Annotated in this window: 15 protein-coding genes; 11 read left to right on the top strand and 4 right to left on the bottom strand. The window is 66.4% G+C overall.

Annotated features, from left to right (window positions below):
• The 5 genes from JQ617_RS29720 to JQ617_RS29700 all read left to right on the top strand — a co-directional run.
• On the top strand, positions 1-2,796 hold a 2,796-nt coding region (locus tag JQ617_RS29720), incomplete at its 5' end, for a hybrid sensor histidine kinase/response regulator (protein ID WP_212029421.1).
• Between the two features lie 27 nt (positions 2,797-2,823).
• Positions 2,824-3,294 carry a chemotaxis protein CheW gene (locus JQ617_RS29715; protein ID WP_063692483.1) on the top strand — a complete coding sequence of 157 codons (471 nt, stop codon included), beginning with the start codon at positions 2,824-2,826 and terminating at the stop codon, positions 3,292-3,294.
• Between the two features lie 73 nt (positions 3,295-3,367).
• Positions 3,368-3,733: a response regulator gene (locus JQ617_RS29710; protein ID WP_007600538.1), complete on the top strand. Its 366-nt coding sequence runs from the start codon at positions 3,368-3,370 to the stop codon at positions 3,731-3,733.
• Between the two features lie 75 nt (positions 3,734-3,808).
• Positions 3,809-5,011 carry a protein-glutamate methylesterase/protein-glutamine glutaminase gene (locus JQ617_RS29705; protein WP_212029420.1) on the top strand — a complete coding sequence of 401 codons (1,203 nt, stop codon included), beginning with the start codon at positions 3,809-3,811 and terminating at the stop codon, positions 5,009-5,011.
• On the top strand, positions 5,008-5,880 hold the full coding sequence (locus JQ617_RS29700) for a CheR family methyltransferase (RefSeq protein WP_212029419.1): 873 nt from the start codon (positions 5,008-5,010) through the stop codon (positions 5,878-5,880). Before JQ617_RS29705 ends, JQ617_RS29700 begins: the two co-directional genes overlap by 4 nt.
• A gap of 171 nt (positions 5,881-6,051) precedes the next feature.
• Here the strand turns inward: JQ617_RS29700 and JQ617_RS29695 are convergent, their stop codons facing one another.
• From JQ617_RS29695 to ctrA, 4 genes are all read right to left on the bottom strand, one after another.
• Positions 6,052-7,221 carry a glutathionylspermidine synthase family protein gene (locus tag JQ617_RS29695; RefSeq protein WP_212029418.1) on the bottom strand — a complete coding sequence of 390 codons (1,170 nt, stop codon included), beginning with the start codon at positions 7,219-7,221 and terminating at the stop codon, positions 6,052-6,054.
• Between the two features lie 85 nt (positions 7,222-7,306).
• Positions 7,307-7,714: a hypothetical protein gene (locus JQ617_RS29690; protein WP_212029417.1), complete on the bottom strand. Its 408-nt coding sequence runs from the start codon at positions 7,712-7,714 to the stop codon at positions 7,307-7,309.
• A 1-nt stretch (position 7,715) separates the two neighbouring features.
• Positions 7,716-8,120: a DUF350 domain-containing protein gene (locus tag JQ617_RS29685; RefSeq protein ID WP_063692472.1), complete on the bottom strand. Its 405-nt coding sequence runs from the start codon at positions 8,118-8,120 to the stop codon at positions 7,716-7,718.
• A 286-nt stretch (positions 8,121-8,406) separates the two neighbouring features.
• Complete coding sequence (gene ctrA, locus JQ617_RS29680) at positions 8,407-9,108, bottom strand: response regulator transcription factor CtrA (protein WP_008138878.1); 702 nt, start codon at positions 9,106-9,108, stop codon at positions 8,407-8,409.
• Positions 9,109-9,548: 440 nt separating this feature from the next.
• Here ctrA and fliI point away from each other — a divergent pair, with 440 nt between their 5' ends.
• From fliI to JQ617_RS29650, 6 genes are all read left to right on the top strand, one after another.
• Positions 9,549-10,874: a flagellar protein export ATPase FliI gene (fliI, locus tag JQ617_RS29675; RefSeq protein WP_212029416.1), complete on the top strand. Its 1,326-nt coding sequence runs from the start codon at positions 9,549-9,551 to the stop codon at positions 10,872-10,874.
• Positions 10,875-11,007: 133 nt separating this feature from the next.
• The gene (gene fliJ / locus JQ617_RS29670; RefSeq protein ID WP_011084990.1) at positions 11,008-11,427 is read left to right on the top strand and encodes a flagellar export protein FliJ; all 420 of its coding nucleotides are present in this window, start codon (positions 11,008-11,010) and stop codon (positions 11,425-11,427) included.
• 188 nt (positions 11,428-11,615) lie between these two features.
• Positions 11,616-12,161, top strand: coding sequence for a sigma-70 family RNA polymerase sigma factor (locus tag JQ617_RS29665; protein WP_212029415.1), 546 nt, complete (start codon positions 11,616-11,618; stop codon positions 12,159-12,161).
• A gap of 49 nt (positions 12,162-12,210) precedes the next feature.
• Positions 12,211-13,308 (top strand): anti-sigma factor, encoded by a 1,098-nt coding sequence (locus JQ617_RS29660; protein WP_212029414.1) that lies wholly within the window; start codon positions 12,211-12,213, stop codon positions 13,306-13,308.
• Between the two features lie 280 nt (positions 13,309-13,588).
• Positions 13,589-14,548 carry a helix-turn-helix transcriptional regulator gene (locus JQ617_RS29655; protein ID WP_212029413.1) on the top strand — a complete coding sequence of 320 codons (960 nt, stop codon included), beginning with the start codon at positions 13,589-13,591 and terminating at the stop codon, positions 14,546-14,548.
• A gap of 117 nt (positions 14,549-14,665) precedes the next feature.
• Positions 14,666-15,892 (top strand): NAD(P)/FAD-dependent oxidoreductase, encoded by a 1,227-nt coding sequence (locus JQ617_RS29650; protein ID WP_212029412.1) that lies wholly within the window; start codon positions 14,666-14,668, stop codon positions 15,890-15,892.
• The last annotated feature ends 36 nt before the right edge of the window (positions 15,893-15,928 follow it).

Below are 15,928 nucleotides of genomic sequence, written 5' to 3'. Positions count from 1 at the left end.
TTGACGGAGACCAGCGAGAGCCTGGACACCGTCGACAATCAGCTGGTGAAGTTCGAGCAGGAGCCGAACAACGCCAAGATTCTGGATAACATCTTCCGCCTCGTCCACACCATCAAGGGTACCTGCGGCTTCCTCGGACTGCCCAGGCTCGAAGCGCTGGCGCATGCCGGCGAGACGCTGATGGGCAAATTCCGCGACGGCATGCCGGTGACCGGCCAGGCCGTGACGGTGATCCTGTCCTCGATCGACCGCATCAAGGAGATCCTCGCAGGCCTCGAGGCCACCGAAGCCGAGCCCGAGGGCAACGACCGCGATCTCATCGACAAGCTCGAAGCGATGGTCGAGCAGGGCATGGCGGCAATGTCAGGCTCGGCGCAGCCGATGCCGGCCGCCGGCGCTGCTGCTCCCGTTGCCGAAGCGCCGCCGCTGGTGCCGGAAGCGCCCGCTGCCGCGCCCGCCAAGGACATGACCACGGGCTCGCTGGTCGACCAGACCCTGGAGCGCCCCTTGCGTCCCGGCGAAGTCTCGCTCGACGAGCTCGAGCGCGCCTTCCGCGAGACCGCGATCGAAGCCCCGGCGCCCGCGCCCGTCGCCAAGGCCGAGCCCGCGCCGGCCCCGGCTGCTGAAGCTCCGGCTCCGGCCGCCAAGGAAGCAGCGAAGGAAGCAAAGGCGCCCAAGGAAAAGGCCGCGCCGAAGAAGTCGATGGCCGACGAGACCGCCGGCGAGGGCGACCGCATCGCCAACCAGTCGATCCGCGTCAACGTGGACACGCTGGAGCACCTGATGACCATGGTCTCCGAGCTGGTGCTGACCCGCAACCAGCTGCTGGAGATCAGCAGGCGCAACGAGGACACCGAGTTCAAGGTGCCGCTGCAGCGCCTCTCCAACGTCACCGCCGAGCTGCAGGAAGGCGTCATGAAGACGCGCATGCAGCCGATCGGCAATGCCTGGCAGAAGCTGCCCCGCATCGTCCGCGATCTCTCGAGCGAACTCGGCAAGCAGATCGAGCTGGAGATGCACGGCGCCGACACCGAGCTCGACCGCCAGGTGCTCGACCTGATCAAGGACCCGCTCACCCACATGGTGCGCAACTCCGCCGACCATGGCCTCGAGACCCCCGCCGAGCGCGTTGCGTCCGGCAAGGGCGAGCAGGGCACCATCCGCCTGTCCGCCTATCACGAGGGCGGCCACATCATCATCTGCATCGCCGACAATGGCCGCGGCCTCAACACCGAGAAGATCAAGGCCAAGGCGATCTCCTCAGGTCTCGTTACCGAGGCCGAGCTCGAGAAGATGAGCGAAGCCCAGATCCACAAGTTCATCTTCGCGCCGGGCTTCTCGACTGCGGCCGCCATCACCTCGGTCTCCGGCCGCGGTGTCGGCATGGACGTGGTGCGCACCAATATCGACCAGATCGGCGGCACCATCGACATCAAGTCGGTGGCCGGTGAAGGCTCGTCCGTCACCATCAAGATCCCGCTGACGCTCGCCATCGTCTCGGCGCTGATCGTCGAGGCCGCCGGTGATCGCTTCGCGATTCCCCAGCTCTCGGTGGTCGAGCTGGTCCGTGCCCGCGCCAACTCCGAGCACCGCATCGAGCGCATCAAGGACACCGCGGTCCTTCGCCTGCGCAACAAGCTGCTGCCGCTGATCCACCTGAAGAAGCTGCTCAAGATCGACGACGGCGCGGCCTCGGATCCCGAGAACGGCTTCATCGTGGTCACGCAGGTCGGCAGCCAGACCTTTGGCATCGTCGTCGACGGCGTCTTCCACACCGAAGAAATCGTGGTCAAGCCGATGTCGACGAAGCTGCGTCACATCGACATGTTCTCCGGCAACACCATTCTGGGCGATGGCGCCGTCATCATGATCATCGACCCCAACGGCATTGCCAAGGCGCTCGGCGCCGCCGGCTCCTCGGCCCACGACATGGGCGACGAGAACGGCGCCCATCACATCGGCTCGGGCGAGCAGACCACCTCGCTGCTGGTGTTCCGCGCCGGCTCGTCGCAGCCCAAGGCGGTCCCGCTCGGCCTCGTCACGCGCCTCGAAGAGCTGCCCGCCGACAAGATCGAGTTCTCCAACGGCCGCTACATGGTGCAGTACCGCGAGCAATTGATGCCGCTGGTGGCCATGGAGAGCGTCACCATCGCCTCCCAGGGCGCCCAGCCGATCCTGGTGTTCGCCGATGACGGCCGCTCCATGGGCCTCGTCGTCGACGAGATCATCGACATCGTCGAGGAACGCCTCAACATCGAGGTCGGCGGTTCGTCCTCCGGCATTCTGGGCTCGGCCGTGATCAAGGGCCAGGCCACCGAAGTGATCGACGTCGGCCACTTCCTGCCCATGGCGTTCGCCGACTGGTTCACCCGCAAGGAGATGAAGCCGTCGATGCATTCGCAGTCGGTGCTGCTGGTGGACGACAGCGCCTTCTTCCGCAACATGCTGGCCCCCGTGCTGAAGGCGGCGGGCTACCGCGTCCGCACCGCGCCGACCGCGCAGGAGGGCCTGGCTGCGCTGCGCGCGCAGAGCTTCGACGTGATCCTGACCGACATCGAGATGCCGGACATGAACGGGTTCGAGTTCGCCGAGACCATCCGCTCCGACAACAACCTCGCCGCGACGCCGATCATCGGCCTCTCGGCGCTGGTGTCGCCGGCGGCGATCGAGCGCGGCCGTCAGGCCGGCTTCCACGACTATGTCGCCAAGTTCGACCGTCCCGGTCTGATCGCGGCGCTGAAGGAGCAGACCGCGGGCGCCGCCGGCGCCTCCGAGCTGAGCCGGGCCGCGGCGTAAGCAGGACAGGGATCAGGAGATACTCAGATGAGCACCAAGACCCAATCCGCCGAAGGCGCCATGGTCGAGTACGTCACCGCGATGATCGGCGGCCAGCTGTTCGGCCTGCCGATCTCCCGCGTGCAGGACGTGTTCATGCCCGAGCGCGTCACCCGCGTTCCCCTGTCATCGCGCGAGATCGCGGGCGTGTTGAACCTGCGCGGCCGCATCGTCACCGTGGTCGACATGCGCGCTCGTCTCGGCCTGCCCAAGGCCGAGGACGGCAAGGTGCCGATGGCGGTCGGCGTCGATTTGCGCGGCGAATCCTATGGCCTGCTGATCGACCAGATCGGCGAGGTGCTGCGCCTGCCCGAGGCCGGCATGGAAGAGAACCCCGTCAACCTCGATCCCCGCATGGCCAAGCTCGCCGGCGGTGTCCACCGCCTCGACGGCCAGCTCATGGTCGTGCTCGACGTCGATCGCGTGCTCGAGCTCGCGCCCGAGATGATGGCGGCCTGATACGGCGGCGCCGCCGCCGACGGGCCAGTAATTGGAAGTGCCCTCGAAAACGATGGAGGAAGCAGAGGTTCACATGCGAACTTGTCTCGTCGTTGATGATTCCAGCGTCATCCGCAAGGTTGCGCGCCGGATTCTGGAGGGCCTCGACTTCCAGATCCTCGAAGCCGAGGACGGTGAGAAGGCTCTGGAGGCCTGCAAGCGTGGACTGCCCGACGCGGTGCTGCTCGACTGGAACATGCCCGTCATGGACGGCTACGAGTTCCTCGGTCACCTGCGCCGCATGCCCGGCGGCGACCAGCCGAAAGTGGTGTTCTGCACCACCGAGAACGACGTCGCGCATATTGCCCGCGCGCTGCACGCCGGCGCCAACGAGTACATCATGAAGCCGTTCGACAAGGACATCGTGACGGCGAAGTTTCAGGAAGTCGGACTTATCTGAGCGAACACCCGGAGGCGGAACGGATCCTTCGGCGATTGTTTTCAACTGAACCGTTTCAGTCTGAGTTGGTGAGTAATGAGTGTTGCGTTCGCAGGTAATTCGACCACGGGCACGTCGCGTGAAGCCGGGCCGCTGCGGGTGATGGTCGTTGACGACTCCGTCGTCATCCGCGGCCTGATCTCGCGCTGGATCGGCGCCGAGCACGACATGGAGGTCGCAGCGTCGCTGCGCACCGGGCTCGAGGCGGTCAACCAGATCGAACGCATCAACCCCGACGTTGCCGTGCTCGACATCGAAATGCCCGAGCTCGACGGCATCTCGGCACTGCCGAAACTGCTGGCGAAGAAGCGCGATCTCGTCATCATCATGGCCTCGACCCTGACGCGCCGTAACGCGGAGATCAGCTTCAAGGCGCTCTCGCTCGGCGCGGCCGACTACATTCCGAAGCCGGAATCGACCCGCGAGGCGTCGGCCGCCGACACCTTCCACCACGACCTGATCCAGAAGATCCGTCATCTCGGCGCGCGGCTGCGCCGCAGGCCCGCGGTTGCGAGCCCGCCGCTCGCACCGGCGAGCCCGGCGGCGCCGGCTGCACGTGCGCCGGTTGTCGCCCGTCCTGCCGCGCCGGCACCTGCTCCAGCCGTGCATGCTCCGTCGTCAGGCGTGTTGTCGACGCGCCCGTTCTCGACCCAGGCACCGAAGGTGCTGCTGATCGGCTCCTCGACCGGCGGTCCGCAGGCGCTGATGGCGCTCGTCACCGAGCTCGGCCCCGTCATCGACCGCTTCCCGGTGCTGATCACCCAGCACATGCCGCCGACCTTCACCACCATTCTCGCCGAGCATCTGGCGCGCTCGAGCCGCCGCCCAGCGGCCGAGGCGGTCGACGGCGAGCCGGTGAAGCCCGGACGGATCTATCTCGCGCCCGGCGGCAAGCACATGCGCCTCGCGCGCAGCGGCGCGGACGTCGTGATCGCGCTCGATGACGGCCCCGCCGTCAATTTCTGCAAGCCCGCGGTGGATCCGCTCTTCACCTCCGCCATCGACATCTGGCACGGCAACATCCTCTCCGTGATCCTGACGGGCATGGGCTCGGACGGCATGCGCGGCGGCAAGGACATCGTCGCGGCAGGCGGCAGCGTGATCGCGCAGGACGAAGCCTCCAGCGTGGTCTGGGGCATGCCGGGCGCGGCGGCCAATGCCGGCATCTGCGCCGCGATCCTGCCGCTCAACCAGATCGGCGCCAAGGTCAACCGCCTGTTCGCGGGAGATCGCTCGTGAATCCGACGGACTACGATTATCTGCGCAAGTTCCTGAAGGAGCGCTCGGGCCTCGATCTGTCGCCCGACAAGCAATATCTGGTCGAGAGCCGGCTGCTGCCGCTCGCGCGCAAGGCGAGCCTTCCCGGCATTCCCGATCTCGTGCTGAAGATCAGGAACGGCGACGGCCGGCTTGCGACCGACGTGGTCGAAGCCATGACCACCAACGAGACCTTCTTCTACCGCGACAAGATTCCGTTCGACCATCTGCGCGAGACGATCCTGCCCGGCCTGATCCAGGCGCGCGCCGCGCGCAAGTCGATCCGGATCTGGTCGGCGGCCTCGTCGACGGGGCAGGAGCCCTATTCGATCGCGATGTGCGTGAAGGAGATGGGCGCGGCGCTCGCCGGCTGGCGCATCGAGATCGTCGCCACCGATCTGTCGCAGGAAGTGCTGGAGAAATCCAAGGCCGGCATCTACAGCCAGTTCGAGGTGCAGCGCGGCCTGCCGATCCAGCACCTGATGAAGTACTTCACGCAAGCCGGCGAGCTCTGGCAGCTCAACGCCGACATTCGCGCCATGGTGCAGTTCCGCCAGCTCAATCTGCTGCAGGACTTCTCCCATCTCGGCACGTACGACGTGATCTTCTGCCGCAACGTGCTGATCTATTTCGACCAGGACACCAAGGCGGTGATCTTCGAGCGCATGGCGAAGGGGCTCGAGGCCGACGGCACGCTGCTGCTCGGTGCGGCCGAATCCGTCGTCGGCATCACCGACGCGTTCCGTCCGATCACCGAGCGCCGCGGTCTCTATCAGCTCAACCCTGCGCGCTCGGGCCGTCCCATGGGCGGATTGATGCCGCAGCCGCTGAAGGTCGCCGCCGCGAGGTGAGCTCTCTTCCTTCTCCCCTTGCGGGAGAAGGTGGCGCGAAGCGCCGGATGAGGGGTTGCATCAGCAAATTCCGTTGCAGATAAGTGTGCGGAGATAACCCCTCACCCGTCTCGCCGCTCCGCGGCGAGCCACCCTCTCCCGCAAGGGGAGAGGGGAAGAAGGTCGTTCCTTCTACAAAATCGCATGCGGCAGGAACCGCGAGCCGTTGCCCGTGATCGGGCTCTCGTCTTCGCGGATCGACAGGCCGCACGGCTCGTGGTTCACCAGCCAGCTTCCAACGACGACGTAATTGCCTGAGAAGTTCGGCAATGGCGACAGCGCCTGCCGCACAAAACCTTCGGCGCCATAAGGGCCGGCCTGCTTGTCGATCGGTGCGCCGCCCGACACCAGCGTGACATTGGCGCCTTCGCGCGACAGCAGCGGCTTGCGCACATACGACGTCCCGAGCTCCGCGGCCCGCGCGTCATCCTCGAAGAAGGCCGGCAGCAGATTGGGGTGGTTCGGAAACATCTCCCAGAGCAGCGGCAGGATGCCCTTGTTCGAGAGCACCGCCTTCCATGGCGGCTCGATCCAGCGCGTCGCTGCGCTCTTGAGATTCGCGCCGAACGCATCCTGGAACATCCATTCCCAGGGATAGAGCTTGAAGGCGAGCGCGATGTCGCGTTCGTCGAGATCGACGAAGCCGCCGCCCTCGCCGCCCTCGTCGCGCCAGCCGACCTGGGCGATGTCGAGCAGCGTGGTCGAGAGTCCGGCCTGGCGTGCCGTGTCTTCGAGATAAGCGAGCGTGCCGGCGTCCTCGGTATTGTCGGTGGCGCCGGTGAGATGCAGGTGTTGGCCCGCGGCGATCGTCTTCCATGCCGCGATCAGGCGCTCATGGATGGAGTTGAACTGATCGGCACGCACCGGGACGATGCGGCGCTCGATCGCCTGTTCGAGCCAGGTCCATTGAAACACCGCGGCCTCGAAGATCGAGGTCGGCGTATCCGCGTTGTATTCGAGCAGCTTCGCCGGCCCCTTGCCGTCGTATTTCAGGTCGAGCCGGCCGTAGAGGCTGCGGTCGTCGCGCTTCCAGCTCTCGGCGATGAAATCCCAGAACGCTTCAGGAATCTTCAGGCGCCGCAGATGCCGTTCGTCGCCGATCACGCGGCCGGCGAGCTCCAGGCACATCGCGTCAATCTCGCCGGTCGGCGTTTCGATACCGCGCTCGATCTCGTCGAGCGTGAAGCCGTAATAGGCGCGCTCGTCCCAATAGCGGTCGCCGCCGATGGTGTGGAAGACGAAGCCGCATTGCGCGGCGGTCTCCCGCCAGTCGTCGCGCTCGAGGCAGGTGATGCGCTGCATGTTATTTCCTGCGCATGATCTCCGCGCAAACGCGTTCCGCGTTTGTCGCGAAGGAAAACCGGCGGCCACTTTTCCGGATCATGCGCTAGCCGCCGCTTGAAAAGCCATGGCCGAACGAGCCGAAGCCGCCGCGGCTCACGCTGCTGTGGCCGGAGTCCGATGACGTGCTCGACGAGGAATGGCTGGAGGAATCGCTGCTGTAGTAGCTCGATCGCGACGACGAGCCCGATCCGCCGCTGCCGCCCGAGGAGTTGCTTCTGCTGCTGCTGCACGCGGTGCTCGTCTGCACGGCCGGATCCGCCCCGGGAGGAGCGGGCTCGCAACTCGTCCGCGGCATCAGCGTGTAGGCGGTCGTGCCGACCGCGAGCGTGCCCATCACCAGCAGGGCGACGTGACCGGAGCGCTTCACCGGCTCCTTCGCCGGTAGCGCCAGTGGCTCTGGCCGCCGTGGCCGGCGCCTGCTGAATTCCTTGCTGGGGGGCTGCTCCGCCATGTCAGTAGATCATGCAGGCGGCGTTGAGCAGGCCTGCGGCGAGCGAGGACAGGCCGAGCCAGATGGCGGGCGCCAGCTCGCCGGCGGCGATCCGCGCCGACAGGTTCGGCACCGGCACTTTGACGAGAAAGAACACGATGACCTGCACGATGAGCGCGATCGTCGCCCAGATCAGGCAGTCCAGCACATTGGCCGAATGTGCGATCGCGCTGACCAGCGGCGCGACGAAGCCGAGCAGGCTGAGGCCGAGCGCGATCGCGGCGGCCGGCTCGTCGTCGCGGATCAGCTGGAACTCGTTGTAGGGGGTGATGCGGGTATAGACGAAGAGGTAAGCCACGATCGCGATCAGCCCGGTGCAGAAATAGACCAGGAAGGCGGGCAGGCCGGCCAGTGATTGCAGGATCATCGTTCCCCCATCGTGCAGCGACCATTCGTCGGCGTGGGAAGCATAGCGGTTCAAAAGTTAAGAGAGGGGGAGGCCGTAGCCACGGACGCGGTGGTCGCTGCGCGCGAGCGCAGCGGGTGGGGGCTCTGTCCACACGGGGATTGTCTCGATGCGGAGACACCCTCACCCCGCCCCTCTCCCGCAAGCGGGAGAGGGAGAAGACATCCCCAAAAACGAAAACCCCGCCATTTGCGGCGGGGTCCAGGCTGGGAGGAGCGAGCCCCGGGGGCTCGCGACGTAAACCGGATCAGGCGGGAATGCGCTCTTCGTGCTCGTGCGGCTCGCGCAGCACGTAGCCGCGGCCCCACACGGTCTCGATGAAGTTGCGGCCTTCGGAGGCGTTGGCGAGCTTCTTGCGGAGCTTGCAGATGAAGACGTCGATGATCTTCAGCTCGGGCTCGTCCATGCCGCCATAGAGGTGGTTGAGGAACATTTCCTTGGTCAGGGTGGTACCCTTGCGGAGCGAGAGCAGCTCCAGCATCTGGTACTCCTTGCCGGTCAGGTGCACGCGCTGGCCGCCGACTTCGACCGTCTTGGTGTCGAGGTTGACGACGAGGTCGCCGGTCTGGATGACCGACTGGGCGTGACCCTTGGAGCGGCGCACGATCGCGTGGATGCGGGCAACCAGCTCGTCCTTGTGGAAGGGCTTGGTCATGTAGTCGTCGGCGCCGACGCCGAGACCCTTGACCTTGTCCTCGATGCCGGCGAGGCCGGAGAGGATCAGAATCGGTGTCTTGATCTTGGAGACCCGGAGCTGCTTGAGCACGTCGTAGCCGGACATGTCGGGCAGGTTGAGGTCGAGAAGAATAATGTCGTAATCGTATAGTTTACCGAGATCGACGCCTTCTTCCCCCAAATCGGTCGTGTAGACGTTGAAGCTCTCAGACTTCAACATCAGCTCGATCGACTGCGCGACGGCGCTGTCATCTTCAATCAGCAAAACGCGCATGCCAGTTCCCCATAGTCGCCGCTCCTGGGCGTCAGGTCGGCCGCATTCGCGGCACTCAACAAAACGCCTTTGAACAACTGATTCGGATCCTGACAACAGATGGTTAACAAACTCTGATTCTGGAACGCAAGTCCCCCCGGTGCAATTTTTGTCGAATCGCCCTAAGGTCTTGCGCAGGAAGCAGCTTTCGTTACCCCGGTCCGCTCAAGTTCCACTTTAAGAGACGGGCCTAACCGACTCCCGCGACTCAGCCTTCTTCTGAAGGGGAGCCACGCTCAGTCACAAAGACAGTGACGCAATGATTAATGATGCGGGTAAACACGAAGTTAAGCGCCGTTCAGAAATATGGCGAAACTTAAGAGTTTCCCCGTGAAGGCCCGGATGACGAAGGCGATCGGCTTGGTGAAGGCCCTCTTGTCTGCTGCGAAGGCGCGCTCCTTATGAAGGCTCTTGCCGAACAGATCGGCGATATCGACGGCGTCAACATCTATGGCCGTGTGGTCGGCGTCCGCGGCCTGATGGTCGAGGTAGCAGGTCCGATCCACGCGATGTCGGTCGGGGCGCGGCTCGTGATCGAGACCGGCGCCAACCGCACCATTCCCTGCGAGGTGATCGGCTTCTCCGGCAACAACGCCGTCGTGATGCCGTTCGCCGGCCTCGACGGCGTCCGCCGCGGCTGCAAGGCCGTCATCGCCAATGCCGCCAACCAGGTGCGGCCCTGCGCGGCCTGGCTCGGCCGCGTCGTCAATGCGCTGGGCGAGCCGATCGACGGCAAGGGTCCGCTGCCGCAGGGGTCCTCGCCGATGCCGTTCCGCAATACGCCGCCGCCGGCGCATTCGAGGAAGCGCGTCGGCGCCCCGCTCGATCTCGGCGTGCGCGCGATGAACACCTTTCTCACCTGCTGCCGCGGCCAGCGCATGGGCATCTTCGCAGGCTCCGGCGTCGGCAAGTCGGTGCTGCTGTCGATGCTCGCGCGCAATGTCGATGCCGCCGTCAGCGTCATCGGTCTGATCGGCGAACGCGGCCGCGAGGTACAGGAGTTCCTGCAGGACGACCTCGGCGAGGAGGGTCTCGCGCGTTCCGTCGTGGTGGTCGCGACCTCCGACGAGCCGGCGCTGATGCGCCGTCAGGCGGCCTATCTGACGCTCGCGGTCGCCGAATATTTCCGCGACGAGGACCAGGACGTGCTCTGCCTGATGGACTCGGTGACGCGCTTTGCCATGGCCCAGCGCGAGATCGGCCTGTCCGCCGGCGAGCCGCCGACCGCCAAGGGCTATACGCCGACGGTGTTCACCGAACTGCCGAAGCTGCTGGAGCGGGCCGGGCCGGGCCTCGGCGAGGGCGCGATCACCGCGATCTTCACGGTGCTGGTCGACGGCGACGATCACAACGAGCCGATCGCGGACGCCGTCCGCGGCATCCTCGACGGCCACATCGTGATGCAGCGCTCGATCGCCGAGCGCGGCCGCTACCCCGCGATCAACATCCTCAAATCCGTCTCCCGCACCATGCCGAAATCGGCCGACCCGGAATTCTGGCCGACCATCCAGAAGGCGCGGGCGGTGATGGCGACCTACGCCGACATGGAGGAACTGATCCGGCTCGGCGCCTACCGGGCCGGCTCCAGCCCCGAGGTCGACGAGGCGATCCGCCTGCACGAGCCGCTGGAAGCCTTCCTGCGCCAGCGCAAGGATGAAAATGCCTCCTTGGGGGACGGCTATCGGCAGTTGGCGCAAATCCTCGCGAATTTGGAAACGGAACGCTAACTTTGTCAGGTCATCATCCGATCCCACAGAGTAGCAGAGCCGGTCTTGGCCCCAGTCGGGCCTGTGGGGAGACCGGTGCCGTCCCAATGTGCGTGTGTCTTGCAGCTAGGGGACTTCTGGGGAGTATGAGTCGATGAAGTCACGTGATACCCTCATTCGCCTGAAGAAGTTTCAGGTCGACGAGAAGCGCCGCCGGGTCACCCAGATCGAGACCATGATCGCCGATTTCCAGCGGATGTCGGTCGATCTCGAGCGCGAGATCCAGACCGAGCAGGAGCGTGCCGGGATCAACGATCCCTCGCACTTCGCCTACCCGACCTACGCCAAGGCCGCGATCCAGCGCCGCGAGAACCTGACCCGCTCGGCCGACGAGCTCAAGGGCCAGCTCGACGAAGCCAAGGCCGCTTTGGCCGAGGCCTTCGAGGAGCTGAAGAAGGTCGAGCTCCTGGACGAACGCGACCAGGCCCGCGAACGCGCCGAGGAGAACGCCCGCGAGCAGGCCGACCTCGACAGCATCGGCCTGATGCGCGCCCGCATCGGCGCCGTCGCCTAAGCGGCCGCCAGCATCAAACCTGCCGAGAATTTTGCGAAACCCGGACCCGCAAGGTCCGGGTTTTCGTATGTGCTGTCCACAGCGTGGCGCCACGCCCCTTGGTGGTCGGCTTTGCCGCGCGCTATGGTAGCGAAGTGCCGGGGGCCTGTGCGGAATACGCCTGAGCCTTGCGCGTGTTGGGGGGCCGAATGCTGACGCCAGCAGAGCTGGTCGGGCTGATTGAGGCGGTGGCGAAGGGCGATCAGGCCGCGTTCGAGCGCCTCTACGTCGCCACGCGCGCGAAACTCTATGGCGTCGTGCTCCGTATCTTGCGTCGGCAGGATCTCGCGGAGGAGGTCATTCAGGAAGCCTACGTCAAGATCTGGAACAACGCCGGCCAGTTCAATCCGGCCCTGTCGTCGCCGATCACGTGGATGGCGTCGATCGCGCGCAACCGTGCGATCGACATCGTGCGCAAGAAGTCGGAAGCCTCCATCGAGGAAGAGCCTCAGGCGATGGAGGTCGCGGCCGACAGTCCCGATCCGCTGGCGCGCCGCGAGATGACCGAGGAGCTGAAGCGGCTCCTGGAATGTATCGGCCGGCTCGAGCCGGACCGTCAGAGGCTCGTGCTTCTCGCCTATTACAACGGCTGGAGCCGCGAGCAATTGGCGGAGAAATTTTCAGCGCCCGTCAACACGGTGAAGACGTGGCTGCGGCGCAGCATGCTGGATATCCGGGAGTGTCTCGGACTGTGATGCCTTGTGAGATGGCTTGGACGATGAGGATGGCTCTGGACTGCATGTGATGGCCTACACGGAGGACCATATCGCGCTCGCCGCGGAATATGCGCTCGGCACGCTGGATGCCGACGAGCGCGCGCAGGTCGAGACCATGATGGCGGTGGACCCGGCGTTCGCCGACATCGTGCAGGCCTGGGCCTACCGGCTCGGCGTCCTCAACCAGATGGTCGGTACGATCGAGCCGCGTCCGATCGTGTGGGAGAACATCAGGGCCGAATTGGCGCGGACGGCCTTCGCACAAGAGCCGCCCGCGCAGGCCGAAGCCGAGCCGCTGCCCCCACCGCCCGTGCCGGAGGCTTTCTCGTTCGACGCCGCGCCCACGGAGACGTCTTCGGCTGTCACGCCGCCGGCCGAGCCCCCGCCAGTCGAGAGCCAGTCAAGCGAGCCGCAGCCTGCCGCAACCGAGCCGCCCGAAACGGCGCGACCCGCCGACGATGCGCTGCCCGACATCGCGCCGGTCTTCATGCCGCAGGTCCATGCGCCCGATCCGGATGTGGTGCATGCGCCGCCGGCGCCGGTCGTGGACAACACCAATGTGATCCGGCTCGAGGGCCGCGTGAAGCGCTGGCGCACCGTCGCCTCCGCCGTCGGCGCGCTCGCGGCCGCGCTGCTGGTCACGCTGTCGCTGCAGATCTTCCGGCCCGACGCGCTGCCCGGCGCCTTGCGCCCGGCGCCGCGCATCCAGACGGTGGAAGTGAAGACGCCGGGCACGCCGCTCGCCGCGTCCGCGCAATATGTCGCGCTGCTGCAGGGCCAGGGCGGCGGCCCCGCCTTCATCCTCACCATCGACGGCGCGACGCGAAACTTCACCGTGCGAAAGGTCGGCGCCACGCCGGAGCCCGGCAAGAGTTTCGAGCTCTGGCTGATCTCCGACAAGCTGCCGCGCCCGCGCTCGCTCGGCGTGATCGGCTCAGGCGAGTTCACCGCGCGTCCGGTGCTCGGCGGCTACGATGCCGAACTCGTCAACGGTGCCACCTACGCCGTCACCATCGAGCAGGCCGGCGGCTCGCCCAACGGCCAGCCGACCTCGGCGCCGGTGTTTTCCGGCAAGCTGATCGAGACCGTGCCGCCCGCCCAGCCGCAGGCACCCGCGAAGAAGTAGGGGCTTGATCGTCGGTCCGGGCGCGACCGTCGTAGCCCGGATGGAGCGGAAGCGTAATCCGGGGTCTCGCGACGCGGAGAGACCGTCCCGGATTTCGCTGCGCTCCATCCGGGCTACAAGTGCGCCCCCAATTGTCGCCGCTGTCCACCCCACCGTCGCATTTCGACAAGTCCGGCCAAATCCCGTCCCGGTTTGAACCTCGGCGCAATTCGCGGCGTCAAATCCCCGGAATTTGCACGCGGCGCCGATTTGGGGCGCCGGAGAAGGGGCGAGACATCAGATGGATGCAGCGAGAACGCCGGGCATCTTCGTTCACCAATATTCGGGCCTGCCGACGGGTCCGGCCTTCGAACATTGGCGCGAACGGGCCTTCGGGGCCTGCGGCCTCGAGATCGGGCCGAGCCATGGCGACAGCATCGATTGCCGGCTCCAGGTCAGCGTCGTCGACAATATCGTGCTGGCCATCCCGGAGGGCGCCTCCGCGCAATACACGCGGACCCAGAGCCACCTTGCCGACGGCAGCGACGATCTCGTGCTGATCTCGGCGCATGCGGGCCGCGTGCGTGTCGGCCAGAACGGCCACACCATCGAGCTTGCTCCCGAGCAGATGGTGCTGGTCGACATGGGCATCACCGGCACCGTCGGCCACACCAATGAGGAACGCTTCACCACCATCCGCATGCCGCGCCGCGCGCTGCTCGACATCAGCCCGCGCGCCGAGGAGAAGCTTTCGCAGGTGCTCTCCGACGGCGCGGTCGCCGAGACCATCTTCCGCTACCATGCGCTCGCCGCCAATCACGCGCCGCATCTTGACGCCGTCGGCCAGCGCCTGACCGCGCAGCACATGGTCGACCTGGTCGGCCTCCTGCTCGGCACCGATGCCGAACATGCGAGCCTTGCGCGCGGCCGCGGACATGCCGCCGCCCGCCTCGACATCATGCGCGCCGACGTGATGGCCGCGCTCGGCCGCAACGATCTCTGCCTCGCCGACGTCGCGACGCGCTCGGGACTGAGCCCGCGCCAGGCGCAACGCCTGTTCGAGCAGGCCGGCACCACCTTCACCGAATTCGTGCTGGAGCAGCGCCTGCTGCTGGCGCGCAAGCAGCTCGCTGATCCCCGGGCGCGGACGCGCAAGATCAGCGACATCGCGCATTCCTCGGGCTTCTCCGACCTGTCCTATTTCAACCGCGCCTTCCGCAAGCGCTTTGGCGCGACGCCGTCGGAGCTGCGCGAGGCGTAAGCCACGAATTTGTGCAGCGGCCAGGCGGCCGCCGCATTTGGTCGGCCGGGGCGAATGCGCTATACCTGCCGGTGCGGGCAGACCGCGGGATTTCTCTGGAAAGCACAGTAGGCGGACATGGCGCGTATCGTCGTGCTCGGCGCCGGGTTTGCAGGCCTGTGGGCAGCCATCGCCGCCGCGCGAAAGCGCGACGAGATCGGCGCGGCCGGTCGCGACATCGAGATCCACCTCGTTGATCGCAATCCCTATCACAACATCCGCGTTCGCAATTACGAGGCCGATCTCAGCGAGGTCGCGCTTCCGCTCGGCCCATTGCTCGATCCGATCGGTGTGACGCATGGCCTCGGCGAGGTCGAAGCGATCGATCCGGTGCATCGCCAGATCTCGCTGGTGACGAGCGGCGGCGAGGCGACGCTGAGCTACGACCGTCTCGTGCTGGCGCTCGGCAGCGAGGTGATGCGTCCCGGCATAGCGGGCCTCGTCGAGCATGCGTTCGATGTCGATACCTATACCGCCGCGCTTCGCCTCGATGATCATCTCACCTCGCTCGGCCGCAGCGCGCCGGCGCCGGGACGATCCACCGTCGTCGTGGTCGGCGCCGGCTTCACCGGCATCGAGGTCGCGGCCGAAATGCCCGACAGGCTGGCGCGTGCCGGCATCACCGGCAGCCGCCGCATCATCCTGGTCGATCCCAACTCTTCCGTCGGCGCCACCATCGGTGCGCATGCGCGTCCCGTCATCGCGACGGCGCTCACCTCGCTCGATGTCGAGACGCGGCTCGGCGTTCGTGTCGTGTCGGTCGAGGCGGCGGGCATTCACCTGAGCTCGGGCGAGTTCATTGCGGCGCAGACGGTGATCTGGTGCGCCGGCATGCGCGCAAGTCCGTTGGCGGCGAGCTTTCCGGACGCACGCGATCGCCTCGGGCGCCTGCTGGTCGATCCGTTCATGCGGGTTGCCGATGTCGGCGGCGTGTTCGCGTGCGGCGACGTCGCCTCAAGCGTGGTCGACGGGCTGCATCCGACCGTGATGTCGTGCCAGTTCGCGCGTCCCATGGGCCGCTTCGCCGGCCACAACGTGGTGGCTGATCTCGCAGGTCAGCCGATGCTGCCGCTGCGGATCGACTGGTACGTCACCGTGCTCGATCTCGGCAGCTGGGGCGCGCTCTATACGGAAGGCTGGGACCGCGAGGTGCGCGCGACGGGTGCGGCGGCAAAGGCGACCAAAGAGACCATCAACCGCAAGCGCATCTATCCGCCGCTGACGGGCAACAAGGAAGAGCTGTTCGCCGCGGCAGCCCCGACGGTGCAGGCGCCGCCGCCGACTTACGGTGCGCCGCGCCGTTGAGCTAGCTCATGGGTCCATCAATCAAGCGAAACGATG

Source organism: Bradyrhizobium sp. KB893862 SZCCT0404, from assembly GCF_018130885.1.
GTDB lineage: Bacteria > Pseudomonadota > Alphaproteobacteria > Rhizobiales > Xanthobacteraceae > Bradyrhizobium > Bradyrhizobium stylosanthis.
This window is presented reverse-complemented; position numbering and strand designations above follow the sequence as displayed.

Bases quoted from the DNA above. Each gene is read 5' to 3' on its own strand.
- JQ617_RS29655 (WP_212029413.1), top strand. From the start codon at position 13,589: ATGGATGCAGCGAGAACGCCGGGCATCTTCGTTCACCAATATTCGGGC.
- JQ617_RS29705 (WP_212029420.1), top strand. From the start codon at position 3,809: ATGAGTGTTGCGTTCGCAGGTAATTCGACCACGGGCACGTCGCGTGAA.
- JQ617_RS29665 (WP_212029415.1), top strand. From the start codon at position 11,616: ATGCTGACGCCAGCAGAGCTGGTCGGGCTGATTGAGGCGGTGGCGAAG.
- fliJ (WP_011084990.1), top strand. From the start codon at position 11,008: ATGAAGTCACGTGATACCCTCATTCGCCTGAAGAAGTTTCAGGTCGAC.
- JQ617_RS29715 (WP_063692483.1), top strand. From the start codon at position 2,824: ATGAGCACCAAGACCCAATCCGCCGAAGGCGCCATGGTCGAGTACGTC.
- JQ617_RS29650 (WP_212029412.1), top strand. From the start codon at position 14,666: ATGGCGCGTATCGTCGTGCTCGGCGCCGGGTTTGCAGGCCTGTGGGCA.
- JQ617_RS29695 (WP_212029418.1), bottom strand. From the start codon at position 7,221: ATGCAGCGCATCACCTGCCTCGAGCGCGACGACTGGCGGGAGACCGCC.
- JQ617_RS29685 (WP_063692472.1), bottom strand. From the start codon at position 8,120: ATGATCCTGCAATCACTGGCCGGCCTGCCCGCCTTCCTGGTCTATTTC.
- JQ617_RS29690 (WP_212029417.1), bottom strand. From the start codon at position 7,714: ATGGCGGAGCAGCCCCCCAGCAAGGAATTCAGCAGGCGCCGGCCACGG.
- fliI (WP_212029416.1), top strand. From the start codon at position 9,549: ATGAAGGCTCTTGCCGAACAGATCGGCGATATCGACGGCGTCAACATC.
- JQ617_RS29660 (WP_212029414.1), top strand. From the start codon at position 12,211: ATGGCCTACACGGAGGACCATATCGCGCTCGCCGCGGAATATGCGCTC.
- ctrA (WP_008138878.1), bottom strand. From the start codon at position 9,108: ATGCGCGTTTTGCTGATTGAAGATGACAGCGCCGTCGCGCAGTCGATC.
- JQ617_RS29710 (WP_007600538.1), top strand. From the start codon at position 3,368: ATGCGAACTTGTCTCGTCGTTGATGATTCCAGCGTCATCCGCAAGGTT.